General features: G+C 40.2%; 18 protein-coding genes. 7 read left to right on the forward strand and 11 right to left on the reverse strand.

What is annotated here, in order from left to right; genetic code table 11:
- Positions 1 to 70: 70 nt before the first annotated feature.
- Positions 71 to 2,068, forward strand: coding sequence for a copper-translocating P-type ATPase (locus tag MHB50_RS05305; protein ID WP_340084968.1), 1,998 nt, complete (start codon positions 71 to 73; stop codon positions 2,066 to 2,068).
- A 185-nt stretch (positions 2,069 to 2,253) separates the two neighbouring features.
- On the opposite strand, the gene MHB50_RS05310 is transcribed toward MHB50_RS05305, so the two are convergent.
- From MHB50_RS05310 to MHB50_RS05350, 9 genes are all read right to left on the reverse strand, one after another.
- Positions 2,254 to 3,168 carry an endonuclease gene (locus MHB50_RS05310; RefSeq protein ID WP_340084969.1) on the reverse strand — a complete coding sequence of 305 codons (915 nt, stop codon included), beginning with the start codon at positions 3,166 to 3,168 and terminating at the stop codon, positions 2,254 to 2,256.
- A 53-nt stretch (positions 3,169 to 3,221) separates the two neighbouring features.
- Entirely contained in the window at positions 3,222 to 4,667 is a 1,446-nt protein-coding gene (locus MHB50_RS05315) for a multicopper oxidase domain-containing protein (RefSeq protein WP_340084970.1), read from the reverse strand.
- 17 nt (positions 4,668 to 4,684) lie between these two features.
- Entirely contained in the window at positions 4,685 to 4,807 is a 123-nt protein-coding gene (locus tag MHB50_RS05320) for a hypothetical protein (protein WP_268920943.1), read from the reverse strand.
- Between the two features lie 185 nt (positions 4,808 to 4,992).
- Entirely contained in the window at positions 4,993 to 5,769 is a 777-nt protein-coding gene (locus MHB50_RS05325; RefSeq protein ID WP_340084971.1) for a F510_1955 family glycosylhydrolase, read from the reverse strand.
- A 153-nt stretch (positions 5,770 to 5,922) separates the two neighbouring features.
- Complete coding sequence (locus MHB50_RS05330) at positions 5,923 to 6,600, reverse strand: response regulator transcription factor (RefSeq protein WP_205178477.1); 678 nt, start codon at positions 6,598 to 6,600, stop codon at positions 5,923 to 5,925.
- The gene (locus tag MHB50_RS05335; protein WP_339162421.1) at positions 6,600 to 7,979 is read right to left on the reverse strand and encodes an ATP-binding protein; all 1,380 of its coding nucleotides are present in this window, start codon (positions 7,977 to 7,979) and stop codon (positions 6,600 to 6,602) included. Before MHB50_RS05335 ends, MHB50_RS05330 begins: the two co-directional genes overlap by 1 nt.
- Positions 7,980 to 8,679: 700 nt before the next feature.
- Positions 8,680 to 9,126 carry a disulfide oxidoreductase gene (locus MHB50_RS05340; RefSeq protein ID WP_077110208.1) on the reverse strand — a complete coding sequence of 149 codons (447 nt, stop codon included), beginning with the start codon at positions 9,124 to 9,126 and terminating at the stop codon, positions 8,680 to 8,682.
- Positions 9,119 to 9,793 (reverse strand): DsbA family protein, encoded by a 675-nt coding sequence (locus MHB50_RS05345; RefSeq protein ID WP_340084972.1) that lies wholly within the window; start codon positions 9,791 to 9,793, stop codon positions 9,119 to 9,121. Before MHB50_RS05345 ends, MHB50_RS05340 begins: the two co-directional genes overlap by 8 nt.
- Positions 9,794 to 9,821: 28 nt before the next feature.
- Positions 9,822 to 10,862: an NAD(P)-binding domain-containing protein gene (locus tag MHB50_RS05350; protein ID WP_205178532.1), complete on the reverse strand. Its 1,041-nt coding sequence runs from the start codon at positions 10,860 to 10,862 to the stop codon at positions 9,822 to 9,824.
- 159 nt (positions 10,863 to 11,021) lie between these two features.
- Between MHB50_RS05350 and MHB50_RS05355 the strand changes: the two genes are divergently transcribed.
- Positions 11,022 to 11,408: a metalloregulator ArsR/SmtB family transcription factor gene (locus MHB50_RS05355; RefSeq protein ID WP_205178471.1), complete on the forward strand. Its 387-nt coding sequence runs from the start codon at positions 11,022 to 11,024 to the stop codon at positions 11,406 to 11,408.
- Between the two features lie 341 nt (positions 11,409 to 11,749).
- Here the strand turns inward: MHB50_RS05355 and MHB50_RS05360 are convergent, their stop codons facing one another.
- The gene (locus MHB50_RS05360) at positions 11,750 to 12,601 is read right to left on the reverse strand and encodes a cation diffusion facilitator family transporter (RefSeq protein WP_236016952.1); all 852 of its coding nucleotides are present in this window, start codon (positions 12,599 to 12,601) and stop codon (positions 11,750 to 11,752) included.
- Positions 12,602 to 13,099: 498 nt separating this feature from the next.
- Between MHB50_RS05360 and MHB50_RS05365 the strand changes: the two genes are divergently transcribed.
- The 3 genes from MHB50_RS05365 to MHB50_RS05375 all read left to right on the forward strand — a co-directional run bounded on the left by MHB50_RS05365 (position 13,100) and on the right by MHB50_RS05375 (position 18,311).
- Positions 13,100 to 13,774, forward strand: a complete 675-nt coding sequence (locus MHB50_RS05365) for a response regulator transcription factor (RefSeq protein WP_205178469.1) — start codon at positions 13,100 to 13,102, stop codon at positions 13,772 to 13,774.
- A complete protein-coding gene (locus MHB50_RS05370; RefSeq protein WP_205178460.1) occupies positions 13,771 to 15,126 on the forward strand; it encodes a HAMP domain-containing sensor histidine kinase in 1,356 nt (451 codons plus the stop codon). Before MHB50_RS05365 ends, MHB50_RS05370 begins: the two co-directional genes overlap by 4 nt.
- 104 nt (positions 15,127 to 15,230) lie before the next feature.
- A complete protein-coding gene (locus MHB50_RS05375) occupies positions 15,231 to 18,311 on the forward strand; it encodes an efflux RND transporter permease subunit (RefSeq protein WP_205178458.1) in 3,081 nt (1,026 codons plus the stop codon).
- 653 nt (positions 18,312 to 18,964) lie between these two features.
- Here the strand turns inward: MHB50_RS05375 and MHB50_RS05380 are convergent.
- Complete coding sequence (locus MHB50_RS05380) at positions 18,965 to 19,558, reverse strand: TetR/AcrR family transcriptional regulator (protein WP_205178456.1); 594 nt, start codon at positions 19,556 to 19,558, stop codon at positions 18,965 to 18,967.
- A 117-nt stretch (positions 19,559 to 19,675) separates the two neighbouring features.
- On the opposite strand from MHB50_RS05380, the gene MHB50_RS05385 reads away from it, so the two are divergent.
- Positions 19,676 to 20,218: a hypothetical protein gene (locus tag MHB50_RS05385; RefSeq protein WP_205178454.1), complete on the forward strand. Its 543-nt coding sequence runs from the start codon at positions 19,676 to 19,678 to the stop codon at positions 20,216 to 20,218.
- A gap of 1,204 nt (positions 20,219 to 21,422) precedes the next feature.
- Positions 21,423 to 21,569: a hypothetical protein gene (locus tag MHB50_RS05390; RefSeq protein WP_205178452.1), complete on the forward strand. Its 147-nt coding sequence runs from the start codon at positions 21,423 to 21,425 to the stop codon at positions 21,567 to 21,569.
- Position 21,570: the final 1 nt, after the last annotated feature.

Here is a 21,570-nt window from a genome sequence, read left to right on the forward strand (position 1 = left end):
TTACTCTGCATATTTTCTGGACATATTACGTGTAAAATGGGGTAAATAAACAGAAAGGAGAGGAAGCAGTATGGATAAAAACGACCGCGAACATTCCAACCAACAAACAGACATCCCTCATTCCGGTGATCATCACCATGACCATGCAAAGCAGCATTCTCATGCTCATGGCGGACACGGGGGAGATCAGGGCGGCCACATGGGGCACCATGACCACCATGCCCATATGGTGGAAGATTTTAAAAAGCGTTTTTATATTTCCCTGATTCTCACGATTCCGATCTTGATCTTGTCTCCTATGATCCAAATGTTTCTGGATGTCAACTGGCGCTTTGCTGGTGATATGTACATATCGTTTGCCCTGTCAACGATCGTCTTTTTCTACGGTGGCTGGCCGTTTTTAACTGGTGCGAAAGATGAAATACAAGAAAAAAGCCCAGGGATGATGACGCTCATTACGTTAGCGATTGTTGTTGCCTATGTCTACAGTTCGGCGGCGGCATTTGGCTTCGCAGAACAGGATTTTTTCTGGGAGCTGGCTACATTAATTGATATTATGCTTCTAGGCCATTGGATTGAAATGCGTTCTGTCATGGGCGCCTCCAAAGCACTGGAAGAATTGGCAAAACTAATGCCTTCGGAAGCGAGTATTATAGATCAAGACGGCAATGTAAAAGTAGTCGATATTACCGAGTTGCGCCATGGTGACCATGTATTGGTCAGGCCTGGAGAAAAAGTTCCGGTGGATGGGGAAATTATTGAAGGGAAATCAACTATCGATGAATCGATGTTGACCGGGGAATCTGTTCCAGTGGAAAAGGAAACAGGAGACGAAGCCATAGGCGGTTCGGTCAATGGAGAAGGATCTCTTATTATATCGATTAAGAAGACTGGCGAGGAAACGTATCTTTCTCAGGTGATCAAGCTTGTGAAAGAAGCGCAGGAATCCAAATCAAAAGCCCAGGATCTTGCCAACCGTGCCGCAAAATGGCTGTTTTACGGGGCGCTTCTCGCTGGATTGCTCACGTTTGTTATTTGGTTGTCACTTGGTTATTCTGTTTCTTTTGCCATCACCAGAATGGTCACCGTTCTCATCATTGCTTGTCCACATGCGCTCGGGCTTGCGGCTCCTCTCGTCGTAGCTGTCTCCACATCCATTGCTGCCAAGAAAGGATTGTTGATCAGAAACCGTGCCTCATTTGAAAATGCCCGTTTCATCGAGGCGGTTGTATTTGATAAAACAGGAACGTTGACCAGGGGAGAGTTTGGAGTGACGAATATCGCTGCTTCAAGTCCTTATGCAGAAGAAGAAGTGTTATCATTGGCTGCAGCGGTTGAAGCCCATTCAGAGCATCCCATTGCCCGCGGCATTTTGAAATCCGCAAAAGAACGACAGCTTTCGATTCCGTCTGTAAGCAACTTCCAATCCCTTACCGGTAAAGGGCTTCAGGGAGAGGTGGATGGAAAAGAAATCATGGTAGTAAGCCCTGGCTATGTGCGGTCTCAAAATCTTTCCTTTGATGAAGGGCCATTTAATGAATGGTCCGCTGAAGGAAAAACGGTCGTCTTTACTTTGGTCAATGGAAAAATTGCCGGTATGATCGCACTGGCAGATATCATTCGGGATACAGCTAAAGAAGCCATTCACCAATTAAACGAATTGAATATCAAGTCGATTATGCTCACGGGCGACAATACGAAGCAAATACGAAATAGCAAAGGGATCGGGACAAAACCCTGTAAAAATGAAATAAGCCGCATGGAATCAAGTTTAAAAACCTTGATTTCAGGCGGTTTTATTCTCACGATTTTTACGAATATGAATCAGCTTTCAACTTATGTACCGACCCCTATTTGTGTAAAAAAATCCCTATCATCGCTACGTCAAAACATTTCGCTTTCCGCAGGTCTCTTCAGCTTCCTCGGAGAGCAAAGGTCGCTATCCTGCGGGATCTTCAGCTCGAACTATTCCCGCAGGAGTCTACATATGTTGACTACGCTAAAAGTTTGCGCATTATACACTAGGCCAATTTATCCCGCATGTAAGGTGCCATATACACCACTTTAAAATCTTGTGTGACTACAAAAGGTTCAAGTGGGAGAAAACGGCACCTACATGCCCGATTGGTTCAACTAACAATCAGTAGGAGATGGAAGAAAACGCCTACTGAATGAAGTTTCACTGTATTGTTCGTTTTTAATCAGCTGATTTAGTTGTGTCCCAGCTCCTTATCAACATAGTAATTCCAAAAGCTAAAGGTTTGGCGCCAGCCGGTTTGCCAAGTCAGGAAAGTCGATAAAAGGATTCCGATTCCCTTGAATTTCAAAGATGGCTTTATTTCTATGTCTTTCATAATCGTTTACAGGGAATGTCTCATGCCATTTGATCAATAACGGAAGACAAATCGCTTTTTTATATTTTTTTAAAATGTTGGTCGGGTAACGCAATAGAAAATAAAGAGTGGCTCGGGCAACCGCCCCTTTTCCGTACTCGGGTTCAAATCGGCCATTTTCATATAAACCGCATTGGTTACGTAAGCTTGCCTGCTTTGTGTTTGCATCAAATTCATAATATGGAAAGTTGGAACGGATGCTATTGCATTCAGGCTCACAGGCAAATAGATGATGCAAGTCTCCTTTCATGGGTTCTTTGGCTTTAAACCAAGATTGGGGTACAACATGTTCGGCATTAAATTTATATTGGCGAGAGATGATTCGGATGTGCCTGTCAATTTCCATGTCGGAGTACCTTTGAGCCGTGATGAGATGCCGATACTGTGTAAATCGTTGTTGAATTGTTTCAAAGTCTTCTTCTATGGCTGTTTTGGGACTTTTTTGGACTCCGGAATAAATATTTTTTAGTTGGCCGTTTGGTTGAAGATCAACCCATGTATACAAGTATTGATCTTTGCTTATACCATACGGGTGTTTGTATTTATGTGTACTGGCTACGAGTCTTTGTAATTCTTTTAGTAAGTGGATCGGTGTTGCATTTTTAAAAGAAATGCCGCAATAATAATGCTCGATCCATGATTCATCTTGTTTTTTATGATAGTACAGTTCATAGCTTGCTTGAATTTTTTGTTGATTTTTTGTTAATTCGGCTACCAGTACATCCGAATCGCATTGCCCCATGCCTTTAAGCTCATCTAACTCGCATTGAATCATATGATTGTTCCCCAATAACACCACCAACCTTCAGACTTTTTCAGGCGGTCTCGCTAATTGACCTCAAACTGGCCCATCATTCCGGCATCTTCATGTTCGAGAATATGACAATGATACATAAACACCCCATCTTTTTTAAACGTGGCAATTGTTTTTACTTTATCGCCAGGCATGAGGAGGATCGTATCTTTCCACCCCTGTTCATTTTCAGGCGGCTCTTTCCCATTTCTTTCAAGGATCTGGAACTGTACCCCGTGTGGATGGAAAGGATGAGGCATTCCCATTCCACCCATCATCCCGTTATCAATATTTGTAATTTCCCATATTTCGGTAGCATTGAGCTGGACTTCTTCATCAATGCGATTCATGTCCATTTGTTTGCCATTGATGTTAACTGAATTACCCATGCCTTGAAAAGCAAATGTTCTTGTGACAGTTCCTGAAGGAGGATTGATCTTTTCGATTGTTGTCAGTTGGTCAGGGATTTCGAATTTCTCTTTTTCCGGAGTTCCTACAATAAAATTCATGAGGCGTACATCCTGATCAAAAAGTTGAACTTTATCACCTTGTTTATATTGTGAAAAATCAACAATCATTTCTGCTCTTTCAGCTTGCCCTAACACGATTTGATCCATTTTAACCGGTTTTTCAAGAAAACCGCCGTCACTGGCAATTTGCCAAAAATGGTTATCTTTACTTAGTTTCAGTTGAAAGATCCGGGCATTGGACCCATTCAGAAGTCTCAGACGGACCTTCCCTTGGGGAACTTCAAGATAGGGATCGAAGACACCATTAACGAGAGGCGTGTCGCCGTGCATCCCATGCATTAAAGACATCATATTCAGGTCATAGGATAATTGGCCATCTTCCCGTAAATTTCGATCTTGAATGACAATAGGAAAATCATTTTCTCCATACGACTTGGGGATATTCAGCCGATTAGATACCTCATCTTCAATATAAAATAAACCAGCCAATCCCTTGTACACTTGTTCTCCTGTTTTATGGAGCGGGTGGGGGTGATACCATAATGTTGCCGCTGGCTGGGTAATGGTAAAGGAAGGGCTAAATATTTCGTTTGGCTTTATGGCGTTATGCGGCCCTCCATCAGCACTTCCCGGGACTTCCAAACCATGCCAGTGAACGGTCGTTTCTTCATCGCCCAATTCGTTTTTAATATGGACTTTCACCTGTTCCCCTTTTTGTACCTGAATGACCGGTCCCAAATAATCCCCATTATATCCGTATGATTCGGTTTCGACCCCATCCAAAAATGATTTTGTTGATTTTTGCGCTTTTAAATAAAACTCCGCGACATCGTCTGCCGGATTCTTATCCTCAAGCAGGGGGGGAATGGGGAGTGCGTTCTTTCCTTTTTGTTCAGGCGGCGGGGAGCTTACCTTATCCTGATCAGGAGCTTGATTGAAAGAGCAACCTGACAATATGGCGAAAAAGACGATTCCGAATCCGATTAATAGCTTTTTTTTAGAGCTTTTCATATTCTCACCTTTCGTCATTATTTTTTCATGGCAAGCTTGACCGCGATGTAAACGACGATTCCAGTGAGGAGTAAATGGATGATATACCCTAACACGCCAAATCCGCCCATCATTCCTCCGTAACCATATCCATGCATCATCACTCAACACTCCATTCATCCTTTTGGTTTTCATGATCTTTCCTTACAATTATTATCCCACCTGCGTGTGGAGAAAGTGTGCAGAAAGATGAAAAGAAATGTGAATGACGATATAGTTGTTTTTTCTGGGATGAACCAGCCAATAAAAAATCCCCCGTAGGGGGATAAGGGAGATGTTCCCTCTGTTATTCAAGTTTTCCTTCTTTGGCGACTTGTTTCCAATTATTCCCGGAATCGTTCGTGATATAAATATCGTTTGCGTATGTTATGATCGCCATTTGCTCAGGTTTTTCATGACTTGCTGCTATAAACATGATCGGGTTCTTATCGGAAATCTTGGGAATTTGTATTTCAGCGGCCTCTTTTTCATTGATATTTTGATGATACAGATGAATGCCTTTATCCTCTATAGTTGAGTAAATCATGGCATCTTTAAGCAAAAATACCGCCGGGACCATAAAGGTATCTGTCATCAGTTCAAAGTTGTTTCCGTTATCCTTAGATAGATACAGACCATCTCTCGTAGAAACGGCAATCATTTCTTTCTTTTTCGGGTGGGCAGAAATACTGCCAATCGAATCGGACTCTATCCCGGAAAATTTGCTGGATTCCCACGTTTTTCCTTCATCCCTTGTGTAATACATGCCCGTTTTAAGCTCCGAGTTGGACTCCTGATTAATGACATAGATCGTGTCGGAGTCATAACCGGCTGTCAAGTAGTGAAAGTCTGATTCGCCATAGAGGGCAAGTCGGTCAAGTGTTTTACCTTTATCGGTACTTTTAATTAACCCGAGCGGATCTTTTAAGTTCGACCCTTCTGCCGGATGGCCACTTGAGTAAAAAGCATCTTTTGTCATGGTGAATCCCATATAATCATGATTATTTCCAGTCGTTGTATACCAGTTTTGCCCATCATGCTTTATAATTCCTTCATGGGTGGCAACATAAAGATCATTTTCCAAAAAGCCAGCGCCGTGAACATGGTCTATTTTTTTATCTGTTTTTTCATAGGTAAATTTTTTTCAGTTTGTGAGCAACCCGTCATAAGAATGAATGAGGTGATTGCAAGCACGGTGAGTTTTGTTAACTTCATTGTTTTTCCTCCTGGTGTACAGTCAGTCATTTTCCCATTTATAGCCCACCCCCCAAACGGTGGTAAGGTGGTTATCAATAGGAAAACCGGCATTTCTTAATTTATCCCGGATGTTACGTATATGGGAGTCAATTGTCCTGTCTTCCGTTCCCGCTTCCAGGCCCCAAATGATGGTGAGAAGCTGTTCCCTTGTAAATACGCGGTTTGGATATTTAAGTAATAAACCAATAAGGGAAAACTCTTTTGGTGTGACTTGGATGGGCTTATCCTTATAATTGATGGAGTAAGAGTCCGGATTCCAAATAAGGCCATTAAAACGGATGGTTGTATCTTCTTTATGTTTTGTTCGTCTAAAAATGGCTTCTATTCGGGCAAGGAGTTCACCTGAATCAAAGGGCTTTGTTATATAATCATCCGCTCCCACACTTAACCCTTTTACTACATCGGTTTTGTCCGTTCTGGCTGTCAGCATAATGATGGGAACGTCGGAGAACTCCCTGATTTTCTGACAAGTTTCCCAGCCGTCCATGTCAGGCATCATGACGTCAAGGATGACCAGTTCGCATGACTTTTTCGATAAATAGGCTAACGCCTCGGTGCCAGAGGATGCTGGAATACACTCAAACCCGGCCGGAGATAAATATAATGTGATTAATTTTCTCATCCGTTCTTCATCATCTACAATTAAAATTTTTCGCACTATGATGACTCACCTCTTGCTATTATCGTAATAGTGGTACCTTTATTCACTTCACTGGCAACTTCAATCTCCCAATGATGGGCATAAATCAACTCTTTCACAATAGCCAATCCAAGGCCTGTCCCTCCTAAGTCCCTGGAGCGTGATTTATCGACTCTGTAAAACCGTTCAAAAATAAAGGGTATATCTTTTTTCGGGATGCCTTTTCCCTCATCACGGATAGCAATCTTTACATCCCCGTTTTCGTGTACAACTTCCAAGGTTGTAATCGTTCCGTTGGGAGAATATTTTCTCGCATTATCCAACAAGTTGGTTAAGATTTGCTCGAAGCGGACGGGGTCTGCATAGATTTGAATATTTTCGGGACAAATGACCACTAATGTAATGTCAGCTTCATGGAAAGAGGGCAGTATTTTTTTCGTTATTTTTTTCAAAGCTTCGCTGACTGGGAACCATTCCTTATGAATTGTAAAAGCGTTGTTATCCAGTTGAGCCAACTCTATTAATTCAGTTACAAGGGTTGTTAGCTTTTCTGTTTCGTCCATTATGATGTTCAGGTAATGCTCCCTGTCCTGTTTGCTCAAGTTATCTCTTTTGGCGACATCTGCGTATCCTTTCATATAAGTTAAGGGTGTTCTCAGTTCATGGGAAATGCTAGACAAAAACTCATTCCGTTCTGTTTTAAGATGATTCAGTTCATCAGCAAGCCGTTGAATGGATCCCGCAAGTTCTCCCAGTTCATCATTGCTTTTATTATCTAACTGAATGGAAAAATTTCCCCGGCTTAACTTTTTGGTCGCTTCCTTCATTTTTATGAGCGGTTTTGCAATAAAACGCGAGAGAATCAGGATGATAATGGCTGTCACAATGGCGGTGGCGATTCCCGCAATGAGAAAATGTTTATTAAGTTGTTTCATTAATTGTTTTACTTGGCTTGTATCTTGGAACATGTATACATAACCAGTTTTTATCCCCGTTTCAAATGGGGTGACTGTGGCAATATAGGGCTTGGACTTCCAGTCATTTTCAATGATTTGTCCACTTCTGGGGATATCCTTTTTTTCTGCTTTGATTAACTGACGGATTTGATTCGTGATATCCGTGGAGGAAATGATTATTTTCCCTTGTTCATCGGTGATCACAACCTCGGTAACCGATTTTACTTCCATTAAAGCGATGTGGTGGATTGTTTCTTCATTGTAGTATGTTTCCAACACGTCACGATGATTGTTGCCCCGGTTTACAAGTGCAGAAAGCTCTTCTTCAATTCTTGAGTGGGCAATTTTTTGATGCAACAGAAAAAACAAGCAGACTTCCATTGTAAAGATCAAACAAAAAAAGAGAAGGCCGATTTTGATTGATATTTTCTTCAAATTCACACCACCTACTGGACATTTTACAAATAAGATATCGAGATTTTATGCAGAAACAAAGACGATTCAATCATTGACATACGAGATAACAATGGTCTAGGGCATTTCAAAGTTTAGAAAAGGGAGGTGTGATTTTAATTTTTCGTTAAATATCGCGCTAACATGATTATAGGATAGCGATATTGAATCATAATCACAAATACCGGTAACGGGCGAAGGATAAAACTCATATGTTTATCATGTTAAAGGACATCCCCATAAGGGATGTTAGAAAAACTGAAGAATATGTCGATCATGTGGGTTCTTCATCTTAAGAACAGGAGTCAGGCCATTGACAAAGGCATTCATATTCTCAAAGCATTATGTATCATATAAAGGAATGAGTGGGAAGAGGTAAAAATATGGATGGCTAAAATAGCAAAAGTCTCCAAATGAGCCCTTTCAATACACTCACTATTACGAGACTGGTTTATTTGGAGGGACTGTGATTTCAAGCTGAAAGTAGAAGTATAAGTAACATAAGGAATCGTTTTCGGATTGCTTATACCTTCTGAGTATTTGATGTCAGTTTAATATTGTGAACCATATATCAATACTACCCGGAAGAATCCGGGTAGAGCTGCTCTTGTTTCATGTATTTTAAACAAGGAAGAGAGGGAGACAAGTGTTTGTTTAATGGCTTTTTTAAATCGTAACCAAGCACCTTTTATTTATTTTTTCCAAATGGCTTATACAATACGATCATTAAAATGGTGATGATTGTAAAAGCGGTCAAAGCCAAAAATGGAATCGTCACAAAACCAAACCAGTTAATATACTGCATATTACAAGGCACACCTTGTACACAGGGCTTAATGCTGGCAAATCCAGGGACTTTTTGAACCATGTAATGATATAAGGAAATGAAGCCCCCAGTGATGGAGAGCGGCAATACATACTTTTTCAACTTTTTATCATTGTCAAATGCCGCAATTCCAAGAATAATGGCCAAAGGATACATGAAAATTCGCTGAATCCAGCATAACTCACATGGTATGAATTCTTTTATTTCACTGAAGTACAGGCTCCCTAAAGTTGCGACAACAGAGACCACCCAGGCTGCGTAAAGAATATAGCCTTTTGAATGAGCGTCAGATGGATTAGATTTACTCATTCTTCTTTTCCAGTTCCTTTTCTATTAAGGATACAATTGCGTCATAGTCAAATGGGTCCTCCACCATAACACCATTTATGATGATTGTCGGTGTCAATTCAACGTTAAATTCTTTTACTAAATCATCATCCTTTTTCACTTCTTCTTTCGTGCCCTCCGTATTGATATCTTCCTCTAGCTGCTTGAGATCAATTTCAGGAGCGGTTTCTTTGGCGATTTCTACTAATTTTTCAGATGTTACCCATTGATTATCATGCTGTTGTGTTTCAGGCTGTTGAGCAAAAACAGCATTGTGAAAGGCCCAAAATGAATCGGGATCTTGTTTATATACCGACTCGGAAGCCAATGCTGCCAATGTAGATTCTTCTCCGTGAAATAAAACATTGATATAGGAAAAAGTGGCTTTCCCTGTTTGAATAAACTCTTTCTCTAATTGTGGGAATACTGTTTCTCCCCAAGCTTTACAAGAAGGACATTTATAATCGCCGAATTCCACAATTGAAACAGGCGCATCCGTTTCCCCCATTGTGGGCTGCTGTTCAATAGGAGGGTGCTCCGCTTTTTTATTGCTTTGCGTATCTTTATCTTGTTGGTTTACCAGAAAAACGATTGCCACCAGCAATGCGATAAAGCCTAAAGTGAATAAGACCAATTTCTTGCTGTTCATAAAATTTTTCACTCCATTCGATATTGTTTTAATCTCTTTTGTCAATGAGTTCGGCTATATACTGCGCATCCTTGCCAACACCCAGCAAGAGTGCTGAACCACGACAAGTTTGCCAGGGAAGCCCTAAAAAGTATAGGCCAGGTATGTTTGTTTCTCCTTTTGTTTGCAGGGGCATACCTTGCTGATCAAGAATCCCTTTGATGTTGATCCAGCTATAATCCGATTGAAATCCGGTTGCCCAAATGATGTTTTGCACATGTAAAATGGACTTGTCTTGAAACTGTACAGTTGTCCCTTCTCCGGAAATAGCCCTGCTTTTTAGGATCACTTTTCCCATTTCGATGGCCTTCTTTAATTCATATCCAAAAATAGGGTCCCCCTTGGCTCGCACCTTTCTTCCCAGCCATGAATCAGGGGCTGCTTTCGTGATTCCAAGCATGTCGAACCACCAAAATATGCTTTTATTGCCTATTTGATTAGGTAAAAATTGCAACTTATGGCCAATGGATAAATAGGTTTCCCGTTCTTCGGATAATTCGACGGCAATTTGGCCGCCGCTGCTGCCGCCGCCTACAACTAACACATTGCCTTTTCTAAGGTTGGCAGGGTTTTTGTATTCGGAAGAATGTAATTGTAATATATCAGTTGACAAGTTTTTTGTAAAAGCAGGTATATGCGGCTTCTGAAAAGGACCAGTCGCGACCACCACATTTTCAGCTTCGTAAATCTGCTTGTTTGTTTCTATCAAAAAGTGGTTGTTTTCCTTCCAAATGCGGGATACCTCTATGCCGGTTTGCACTGGAAGCTGAAATGTTTCACGGTAAGTGATTAAATAATCCGCTATTTCATCTTTTGTTGGATAATCATGTGGATTTCCTGCCAGCTTTAAACCAGGTAAGGAACTGTATTGTCTTGGTGTGAACAGTATTAAGGAATCATATCTTGACTTCCATGATGATCCTATTGCTTCAGACTTGTCTATAATTAGAAAAGATTGATCTAACTGTTTCAGATAATAGCCCATTACCAGCCCAGCCTGTCCAGCTCCTATTATAATAGTTTGATATATTTTCATTAACCGCCCTTTCCAATGATTGATGGAAATAAAACATCTAATCCATCAAATTTCATAGTTTGGGTTAATTGTAACAGTGTGCGCACCTCATTAAAATACTCATTTGAATATTATAATTGAAAATTATTTGAAGGAAACTTACACTATAATCGAATGGAGGGGGATTCAGTGATTGAAAAAACAATAAAAAATGTGCCTGATACGTGTGAAACTAGATGTTATCATCAAGATGTGGTAACTCGGGTGCAACAGAGGATAAATGAAGTGAATGGAGTTGAATTGCTTTTCAAGGCTTTAGCTGATGCGACACGTTTAAAAGTGGCATATGCTCTGACCCTCGAAGATGAACTATGTGTTTGTGATGTAGCCGAAATTATTGGCTCAACGACTGCAACAGCCTCACACCATTTGCGCTACCTTCGAAATATGGGACTTGCCAAATATCGCAAAGAAGGAAAATTGGTTTTTTATTCTTTGCTGGATGAGCATGTCCATCAGATTGTGAAAATAGCTCTTATCCATCATACGGAAGATAGGTAGACTTTTTGTATAGGTTACAATCCTCATCTCTAGAAACATCATACTCATAATTCCTATCACAAATCCATAGCTCGACTGTAACGCGAGCATATGGAGATTGAGAAAAAAAAGTGCACTTGCCAGTGTTATGCAAGATTCGTTGACTACTTGGGCTACGCCGTTTACACAATCAGGGGCGTAACATCTGGTGAACGAATCGCTCTAAAAATGAAGAACCTAGATACTAGTGGCATCCTAATCCAAAGTAACATCTGTCGAACGAATCGCTCTAGAAATTGCGCCCAGTCCATCATAAAGAGCCTTTTAACAAATGCATAGAAAAGGCTCTTTATAGAATTTTATTAATGATAGTGGTAATCTTCCATGGAACGGGAGCCTTTTTTATTTACCTGGATGGTTGAATGTTTGATATGAAAGTCATGTTGGAGAATCCGCTTCGCCTCCATTAAAACTTGATCGTGATCGGCTTGTGATTCCACAATTAAGTGGCAGCTTAATGCCGGATAACTAGATGTAATCGACCACACATGCAAATCATGTACTTCTTCCACTTGATTTACTTCGAGCAATGCCTTTTTAAGTTCAAGAACATCTATATTAGTTGGGGTCCCTTCCATTAAAATATGATAAGAATCTTTTGTAACACGCCATCCACTAATAATAATCAAGATGGCCACCAGGAGGCTTGCAATCGGATCGGCAAGGCCCCATCCAAAAAATATCATGAGCAGCGCCGCGACAATTGCGCCTACTGAACCCAACAAATCACCCAAGACATGCAGAAAAGCACTCCGAACATTTAAGTTCTCTTTTCTGTCACTCTTCATAAGAATGAGGGCAGCTATGATGTTTACAATTAATCCGATCGTTGCGATCATGAGCATTCCTGAGCTCATCACTTCAGGAGGATTCGAAAACCGCTGAAAAGCCTCATAAAATATGTAAATAGAGATGACAACTAATGTAAGACCATTTAAGAATGCCGCCAAAATCTCAAATCTCTTGTACCCAAATGTTTTCGTCAAAGTAGCTTGCTTCTCTCCAAACTTTATAGCAAGATAACTTAAACCAAGTGCCACTGCATCGCTGAGCATATGCCCCGCATCCGATAACAAAGCAAGACTGTTTGTATAAATTCCACCTATTACCTCGATAATCATATAGGTAGTAATGATCCAAAACGTCCATCCCAAAGCTTTTTTATTGCTAGGGCTATGTTGATGCTGGACTTGACCATCTCTGCTTTTCTGATTGCCGCTTTCACGAGCATTCTGAGAGTGTTGCAATTTTTTACCTCCTTCTAAATTTATATATTACCCTTCATTACAGCTATTATGCAGTCCATTATATATCTGTTTGTAAAAGATTGTTACAAAAATGCAAGTCACTGTCGATTGATTACACATAACACATCTCTTTATGCAAAAACTTTGATTTTTCAAAGCGATGGTCATGTATAAAATGGTAAGACCACTATTGTATGTTGGAATATGCTTAGACATTAACCATTAAGGCCTCTTCTCGCATCCTTCATTGTGATTGATGACGCCGCATTTACGGTTTATGCGATTAGAACATGACTGTTATACCAGAAAAAACAATCCCATTTGTGTATAAGTATCTGCTATAAAAATAGTATAATATGTGGGTGGAATCAGAAAACGAGAATACCAATTTAAGGATGATGGAAAGTGATTCGGATATTAGTAGCAGAAGATGACCCTCATATTCAGCGGCTCATGAAAGTCTACCTTGAGCCCGAAGGATTTCAGATTTTACAAGCCTTTGACGGTGAAGAAGCTTTGGATGTCATAGAGAACAATCAAATTGATTTAGTGATTCTTGATATTATGATGCCAAAGGTGGATGGTTTTGACGTATGTCAGGAAATCCGCCGATTTTCGACTGTGCCGATATTAATGGTCACTGCGAAAGGGGAGTCTAACGATAAGGTGAATGGTTTTCAAAGTGGAACGGATGATTATATCGTGAAGCCGTTTGACCCTGTTGAACTAGTATTACGCGTAAAAGCGCTACTGCGCCGCTACCGGATAGCCTATTCTTCGATCATTACGATCGGCCATTTGAAATTGGATGAACAAAAACAAACGGTGGAAATAGATGGTCAAATCATTATGTTGCCGCCTAAAGAGTTTCAGCTCTTTTTTAAATTGGCCAGTTATCCAGGAAACATCTTTACGAGAAGCCAGTTAATCGAACAAATTTGGGGAATTGACTACGAAGGCGATGAAAGGACGGTGGATGTTCATATCAAACGTATCCGTCAACGGTTTGAAAAATGGACGAACCAGTTCCAAATCTTGACAGTCCGCGGTTTAGGCTATCAATTGGAAGTGAAAAAATGAAGACATTATATACCCGGATTGTAATCGTCTATATCATTACAGTTATGATTAGTCTTGTCATCGGCTTTTTCACGCTTACTCTATTATATCGGGAAATCCTTGGGAGTGAGCAAGAAGAGATGTTTATTAAACAAGGAAAAGGCATTATTACGTTATTTAGAGAATTTGATGATATGTCAGAATTGAAGAATGTGGCAAATGAATTGTTGAAGCCTATGCTTATCGATTTCACTATATATGATTCGGAAGGAGCGCCGGAGGTTTTTGGAACAGTCAAAAGATCAATTTCAGAAGAGAGGATTCAACAAGTTTTAAAAGGAGGTGTCTATCGGGAAGAAGGGAGTGACCCGAATAATCCAATCGTCGGCCTTCCATTTCAAAAAGATGACAAACAATATGCATTATTTGTTTATGTCAGTGATAGCGATCTCAACAAGGATGCTTATCAAGTAATTATTTTGGGCTTTTTAAGCATATTGATTTCTGGCAGTATTTTAATTTTGATTGTCTCCCGCTTTATCGTCAAGCCATTAACAAAAATGACTCAAGTAACGCAAGAATTGTCCAAGGGGAATTTTGACATTCATCTCAATTGGAAACGAAAAGATGAAATCGGTGTGTTGGCAAGAAATTTTGACATCATGGCGGAAGATTTAAAGAAACTCGAACAAATGCGGAGAAACTTTATTTCAGATGTTTCCCATGAAATTCAATCTCCCCTTACTTCGATTCGCGGATTCTCCAGAGCGTTGCGGGAGAAAGACTTGCCTAGTGCGGAGCGTCTGGAATTTCTACAGATTATCGAATCGGAAAGTGAACGGCTCTCCCGCTTAAGTGGCCACTTGCTTCAACTGGCATCTTTGGAATCGGACCAACACACATTTGAACCGAAAGTTTTTTCCGTTGATGAACAAATCAGAGCGATTATTTTAAAGTTACAACCGGAGTGGTCGAAAAAAGACATACAATTTACTGTAGATTTGCCAAAAACGTATATTGTAGCAGACAAGGATTTACTGCACCAAGTTTGGCAAAATATCATATATAACAGCATTAAATATAATAAGGACGGAGGTACCATCGGGATTCGATTAACGAAAAAGACTCGTATGGCCATCGTTGAAATTGAAGACACCGGAATCGGTATAGCCGAGGAACATTTGAGAAATATTTTTGAGCGATTTTACAAAGCAGAACAGTCCCGGTCAAAGAAAAATGGCAGCGGGATCGGGCTTGCCATTGTAAAAAAAATCTTGGAATTACATCATGGTAATATTTACGTAAGAAGCAAGCTTGGAGAAGGAACCAAATTCATCATTACACTCCCCTTAAAAAACAAACCGAAAAGATAAAATGCAGATGTGGCCGCAAATTTCATTTTGCGGCCACTTTTGTTCATATACAGTTCATATTGCATTGTTATCGTTTGTTTGAAGTCATTATAGGGGGTAGAAAAGTGTCGAGAATCACACAATGGAGTCTAAAAAATGGGATAGCTGTATTTTTTCTTTGTATCCTCGTTTTGGGAGGAGGATTATTTTCAACAACGAAAATTCAAAAGGCGATCATGCCAGATCTCTCCTTTCCCACTTTATTTATTCAAATAGCAGTTCCCGGACAGTCTGCTGAAGAAACCCAGAAAAATATTACTGTGCCACTGGAAGAAAAAATATTGGCGGCAAATGAAGCGGAAAATGTCATTGCTTCAACTACAAGTAATATGGTCACGCTTGAAGTTCAATATCCCTTCGGGACTGATCTTGACAGGGTAAACAGTAAACTCGAAGCGATTGTGAACAGTGTTTCATTGCCTGAAAATGCCGATAGACAAGTTTTAACGATAGATCACTTGTTAAATAGTGTTTATCAAGTTGCAATAACAGGAGAAGACCGCGATAAACTTCAGAAAAAAATAACTGACACCATTATGCCCGAGCTCAAAAAAGTGAAAGGGGTAGCAGGTGTAGAGGTTACCGGACTCAGAGAAAATAGTTGGCAAATAGAATTACAGCAGGACAAAGCGTTGGAAAAAGGAATCAGCTTACAAGCTGTCCAGGAGGCGCTGCAAAGTAAAAATGCCGATGTGACAGTTGGAACGGTTGAAAATGATGGGAAAACAATACCCGTTGATATAAAAGGTACCATTCAATCCGTTGAAGATTTGAACAAACTGATCATTACCAGCCAACAACCAGATGCGGCAGCAAGTGTAAAATTATCTGATATTGCCACTATTAAACAAACGGAAAAAGAGCAAGAAATTTCTCGTTACAACGGAGAGCCGGCATTTGTTTTCAGTATTACAAAAGAGAAAGACGCCAACACGGTTGCTGTAACAGACAAAGTTGAAAGTATTTTTGATGAATATCAGAAAGAAGCGAAGTACGAAAAGTATCCTATTCTGAATTATGGCAAGGAAATTGATACGTCCATCTCCAAATTGGTAAAAGAAGGACTGTTTGGAGCATTATTTACGATCATCGTCATCGCCTTATTTTTACGAAGCTTCCGCGCGACGATTATTTCAATCATTTCCTTACCAGTATCCATTCTTGTTACGATCATGGCACTGGATTATATTGGCTATACGTTGAATGTTATGACCTTGGGGGGGCTTGCAGTCGCAATCGGACGAATTGTCGATGATAGTATTGTCGTCATAGAAAATATGTACCGTTGGCTGCAGGAAAAAGGCAGCACAATGAGCAGGAAAGAGATTGCCTTCAAAGCAACGAAAGAAGTCATGACTGCCGTTGCCTCATCCACTTTTATCACTTGTATTGTCTTTTTACCGGTTGCCTTTGTAGATGGGATGATTGGGGAGCAGTTCCGTCCGTTTGCTCTAGCCGTTGCGATTTCCATCTTAACTTCACTCTTTGTGGCGATTATGCTTATCCCCGTGTTAGGGAACGCCTTTTTCAAAAAAGTGAAGTCGAAAGAAAAAGAAGGCAGAATGGTGTTAGGATATGAAAAACTTCTTCGTCTTGCGATCAGAAGAAAAGGCGTGGTGATCATTCTTTCGATCCTATTGCTTGTCGGTTCAGTGTCATTAGTGCCACTCATGGGGTTTTCGCTCATTCCCGCGGGAAGTAGCACATCATTAAACATTAGTATGACGCTGCCCGCAGGGACAGAGCTGGAAGAAACAGACAAAATCGCCAAAAAAGTGGAAAACTATTTAGGTGAAAAGAAGGAAATTGATTATAGCAGTGCTGAAGTTGGTAAACCGGCTGATCCGATCTCATTCCAGCAAAAAGACAATGAAGCCGGCTTTATCGTGAAATTGAAAAAAGGCTATACAGCCGACGAAGAAATCAATTCATTAAAAAAGGAGCTATCCAAGCTTGTCAAAGCGGATGTTCCAGAGGCAGACATAAAGGTTGAAGAGTTATCACAAGCACAAGGGCCTTCGGGGAATATTGTGGCCATTGAATTGTATGGTGATGATCTCCAAACGTTGGAGAAGGCTTCAAAACAAGTGGAAAACTTATTGCAGCAAAACGATCAATTAAAAAATGTAAAAAATGAAATGAATGAAGCTCGGGAAAAATGGTCAATCTCTTTAAATGAGCAGGGAACAGAGTTAAACATTGATTCCAACCAATTAATGGGACTGATCAATGAACAGTTAAATGCTGTTGAATTAATGGATTACAAAATAAAAGATGAGAAAATCAATATTACGATCAATTACAATAAAAAAATAACGAGCAAATCGGGATTGGAAGATTTACAAGTTCCAACTCCAAGAGGTGTAAAGCCGCTGAAAGACGTGGCAGAAGTCGTTGAAATGAAGACACCTGTTGAGATTAACCGGGAGAACGGCAAAACGTTGGCAAAAGTAACCGCGGAAATAAAAGGGAATAGCATTTTAGCGGAGTCAAACAAAGTACAAAAAGATGTCGATGCATTGAAACTGCCTGAAGGAGTAAGCTTAAAAACAGGCGGGGCTAATGAAGAAATCACGAAGCAATATACCGATATGGGTGTATCGATGGTCATTGCGATCGTCCTGGTATTTTTAATCTTATGTATGACCTTTAATGGCTTGTTGACACCAATGGTCATCTTGACTTCCATTTTGTTCGTGCCAATCGGCTCATTTGGATTTTTGCTCATCGCCGGCCAACCGCTGTCTTTGAGTTCATTAATCGGGTTGTTAATGCTAATCGGGATCGTTGTGACGAATGCGGTTGTACTTTTGGACCGGGTTGAAAATAACCGTAAACGCGGAATGGAAGTAGAAGAAGCCATCGTGGAAGCAGGAAAAATTCGCTTAAGACCGATCGTCATGACTGCCGTTGCAACCATTTGCGCGTTAATACCGCTAGCGATATCAGCCGATGTGGAGTCAGTTTCTGCCGCCTTGATTTCAAAAGGATTGGCAATCACTGTTATAGGCGGCTTGACGACGTCGACATTGCTCACATTGGTCATAATCCCTGCGCTATATCGAGCGGTTGAAAGATTCCGCAGAAACAAAGGGAAATTTGAGGAGGATACTGGGCTAGAAGACAAAATAACGGAAAGTATGTAAGATGGATTTTTTTACAAAAGGTATTCGCTGCTCTTTTTAAGCGGGAAGTGATCAGAACATCACGCCTTTCCGTAAGGAAGTCAGTCCAGCCAGGCTGTCGAGTTTTTGCTCGACAGCCTTTTTTAGGTGAGTCGGTGATTTCCTTAATTCCTGAACAATTACTATCCGCTTTTTTCAACATTATTCGCAGCTCGTAACCAATACCACCACTTGAGGGTATTTTTTCGTAATACTCGCTGTTTGAGGGCTTTCACATTTTTTGTAATACTCACATCCGTGGATTAATCTCTTCACATTTATGGAAGCACCCTCTGCTAGAGGGTATTACTTTCTCCTTTTTCGTAATTCTCGCTGTTCGAGGGTACTACACTCTACTTTTTCGTAAACTCGCTGTTCGAGGGTACTACACTCTACTTTTTCATAATACTCGCTGTTCGAGGGCTACTACTCTTCACATTTTCGTAATACCCACCATTCGTGAGTCAATACTTTTCACCTTATTGAAATACTCTCCACTCGAGGGTACTACTATCCACTTTAACGAAATACTCGCGACTTTTGAGCAAATCCTACTAAGTAATGACTGTCCAAATTACGATATATTCTCTGTAGGGGTGCCATGTCAAAATTATAAAATTTTAAAAGGTGTGATTTTACAGCGGGTCAACACAGATGGAATCAAGGTGGTATTCGATTGTTTTAATGACTCTTTTCTTACTTAAGCGGTTAGGGTCTAACAAAGCGTGGATCGCTATCCCATCAACGAGCGCATATAGCCTTTCAATTTCCATATCAATGTCCAAGCCAGGCTTTAACAAGCCATGTGTATCAAGGAAATGAATGGTTTGTTGCACGACTGTAAAGACCCCATCTTCAGGTATTGGCAGCTCATCTTTCCGATGTTTTACATGTGCCATAAAAGCAAACCAGACTTCCGTTTCTATGAGCTGTTCTTCATTGATGGGAACTATGTCTAATAAAACATTCATCACCATCTCTTTTGGCGAGAAATCACCTTCCGACTTAGTCCGAATGCGCTTTGTAACTTTTTCTTGTACGAGATCCATCGCATACACAATCAATTCATCTTGATTGGGAAAATAATGGCGCAACGCACCTAATGATAGTCCCGCCTCTTGGGCAATATTTCGTACTGTCGCTCCTTCCATCCCCTTTTTCAAAATAACTTTCCACATCGCCTCTGCAATCCGTTTACGTCTTTTTTCATGATCCACAATTTTTGGCATATGTGGATTTTAACATACAAAGATATGTTGGACAATTAAATAACACAATTGTATTGAAAAAAACATTGGTGTATACTGATTTTAAATAATACAACTGTGCTAATTAGGGGTGATCGGATGAGTGTGATTGTTTGGGCAATTATTTTAGCCGAAGTTAGTTTTTGGGTTGTCATTTTGCTCGGGCTCGTGTTTCGTTATGTATTCAACCGTAAAAAAATGGGTTTTTTCTTTTTAGCTTTAACACCTGTCATCGATTTGTTTCTCTTAATCGTGACTGCTTTTGATCTATTAAATGGGGGTACGGCCACACGAGCTCATGCAATTGCTGCTATTTATTTAGGCGTTTCAGTTGCATTTGGAAAAAGTATGATTAGGTGGGCTGATGAAAGGTTCTTATATTACGTGAAAAAACAGGGGGAAAAGCCAGAGAGAAAGACTGGCTTTTCCTACGCTCGCCACTCTTTAAAAGGCTCTTTTCAGCATTTGTTCGCTTATGTAATTGGAACAGGTTTTTTAATCTCCTTAATTTACTTAGTTGATGATCCAGCACGCACTTCCGTATTTTTCAGTACATTAAAAGTGTGGGCAGCCATTCTCCTGATTGATTTTGTTATTTCTATCTCTTATTTTATTTGGCCGCGAGAAAGAAGAGCATCATAGTTGATCGTTTTACCTATCTATAAGTAGCACTCTTATCTGTAAAGGTTTCTTGGGAAGTTCTATTCCAATGTTTGTGGAATATGTTGCATGGAGCAGGGCGGCGAGATGGACTGATGCCGATACATCAAAATAGCAAAAGCCGAACAATTCATTTATAATTGTTCGGTTTATTTGTGTAAAAAGACCCCTATCATCGCTTTCCGCAGGTCTCTTCAGCTTCCTCGGACAGCAAAGGTCGCTTTCCTGCGGGATCTTCAGCTCGAGCTATTCTACCTATTTTGCCTACGCTAAAAGCTGCATATTATACACTGGGACAATTTATCCGGCATGTAAGGTGCCGTAAGACTCCTACTTCAAGACCTGAGTTGACCACAAAAGGTCTAAGTGTGAGAAAACGGCACCTAAATGCCCGATCGGTTCAACTAACATTCAGTAGGTGCCCTACTGAATGAAGTTTCACTTTATTGTTCGTTTTTTTATCAGTTGATTTAGTTGGGTCTCAGACTCTTTGTTTATTTAGAAAGTAAAAAAGGATACCGTCTGATAAAATGAATTCACAACCATAATTGATGGGAGGTATCCTTATATTTAATATTATAGCATGAACCAAATCGTTTGCCTGTTGGACTTGGAATGAAAACTTCTGGAAAAGGACATTGCCTATGTGTCAACAAGGTGGTGGAGAATATTCCAGATAAAGTTTTCACTGTTTTTTTGCGTGAAACCGCCTGTTCAGGAAGGGCGCTATAACTTTTATTTGAAAGCGTTTTCTTACAGCTGGCGGAATGGTTAAAAGATTCGCCACCAGATGTTACGTTCTATGGATTCACATGCTAAGGATTTTGCATTGATCCAGAACAAGAAATGTTTAAAGCGTTAAGAAAAGCCCGCCAATACATTAAAAGTAAATCGTTTTCATTTTGTTCTTTTACCGGAACGATTGTTACGGGCCTGACAGGAGGGAATCTTCATGCGCCGAATGAATGGGTAAATTTAGAAAGTGTAAAATCGTGACGAAAACATATTTTTACTAGAGTGGTGTAAATATAAAAACACTTGATAGGGATGAACTCGTTTTGATAGTAGATTGACGTGAAATGATCAAAAAGAGGTGTCGCTATTTGCTACGTAAAACCGCTGTTGGACAGTGTTAACCTGTTCACAGCACATGCCTATCTCACTTGTATAATAGGAGGTTAGTAAAATGAACACTGGTGTACTCATTTTATTTGTAAATGCAATCGTTACAACTCTCATCTCTTCGGCGGTCGTCATATGGATTTTAAAAAAAGAATACTTGCCAACGATTAAAAAATTAGAAGCCGATATGAGAAGTAAAGAAGGGGATTAAT

It is taken from the genome of Siminovitchia sp. FSL H7-0308 (assembly GCF_037980985.1).
Lineage (GTDB): Bacteria > Bacillota > Bacilli > Bacillales > Bacillaceae_C > Siminovitchia > Siminovitchia thermophila.

Coding starts and splice junctions, on each gene's coding strand:
- MHB50_RS05320 (WP_268920943.1), bottom strand. CDS start 4,807: ATGATGCATGGATATGGTTACGGAGGAATGATGGGCGGATTTGGCGTG.
- MHB50_RS05370 (WP_205178460.1), top strand. CDS start 13,771: ATGAAGACATTATATACCCGGATTGTAATCGTCTATATCATTACAGTT.
- MHB50_RS05390 (WP_205178452.1), top strand. CDS start 21,423: ATGAACACTGGTGTACTCATTTTATTTGTAAATGCAATCGTTACAACT.
- MHB50_RS05380 (WP_205178456.1), bottom strand. CDS start 19,558: ATGCCAAAAATTGTGGATCATGAAAAAAGACGTAAACGGATTGCAGAG.
- MHB50_RS05355 (WP_205178471.1), top strand. CDS start 11,022: ATGGAGGGGGATTCAGTGATTGAAAAAACAATAAAAAATGTGCCTGAT.
- MHB50_RS05340 (WP_077110208.1), bottom strand. CDS start 9,126: ATGAGTAAATCTAATCCATCTGACGCTCATTCAAAAGGCTATATTCTT.
- MHB50_RS05310 (WP_340084969.1), bottom strand. CDS start 3,168: ATGATTCAATGCGAGTTAGATGAGCTTAAAGGCATGGGGCAATGCGAT.
- MHB50_RS05305 (WP_340084968.1), top strand. CDS start 71: ATGGATAAAAACGACCGCGAACATTCCAACCAACAAACAGACATCCCT.
- MHB50_RS05385 (WP_205178454.1), top strand. CDS start 19,676: ATGAGTGTGATTGTTTGGGCAATTATTTTAGCCGAAGTTAGTTTTTGG.
- MHB50_RS05315 (WP_340084970.1), bottom strand. CDS start 4,667: ATGAAAAGCTCTAAAAAAAAGCTATTAATCGGATTCGGAATCGTCTTT.
- MHB50_RS05345 (WP_340084972.1), bottom strand. CDS start 9,793: ATGAACAGCAAGAAATTGGTCTTATTCACTTTAGGCTTTATCGCATTG.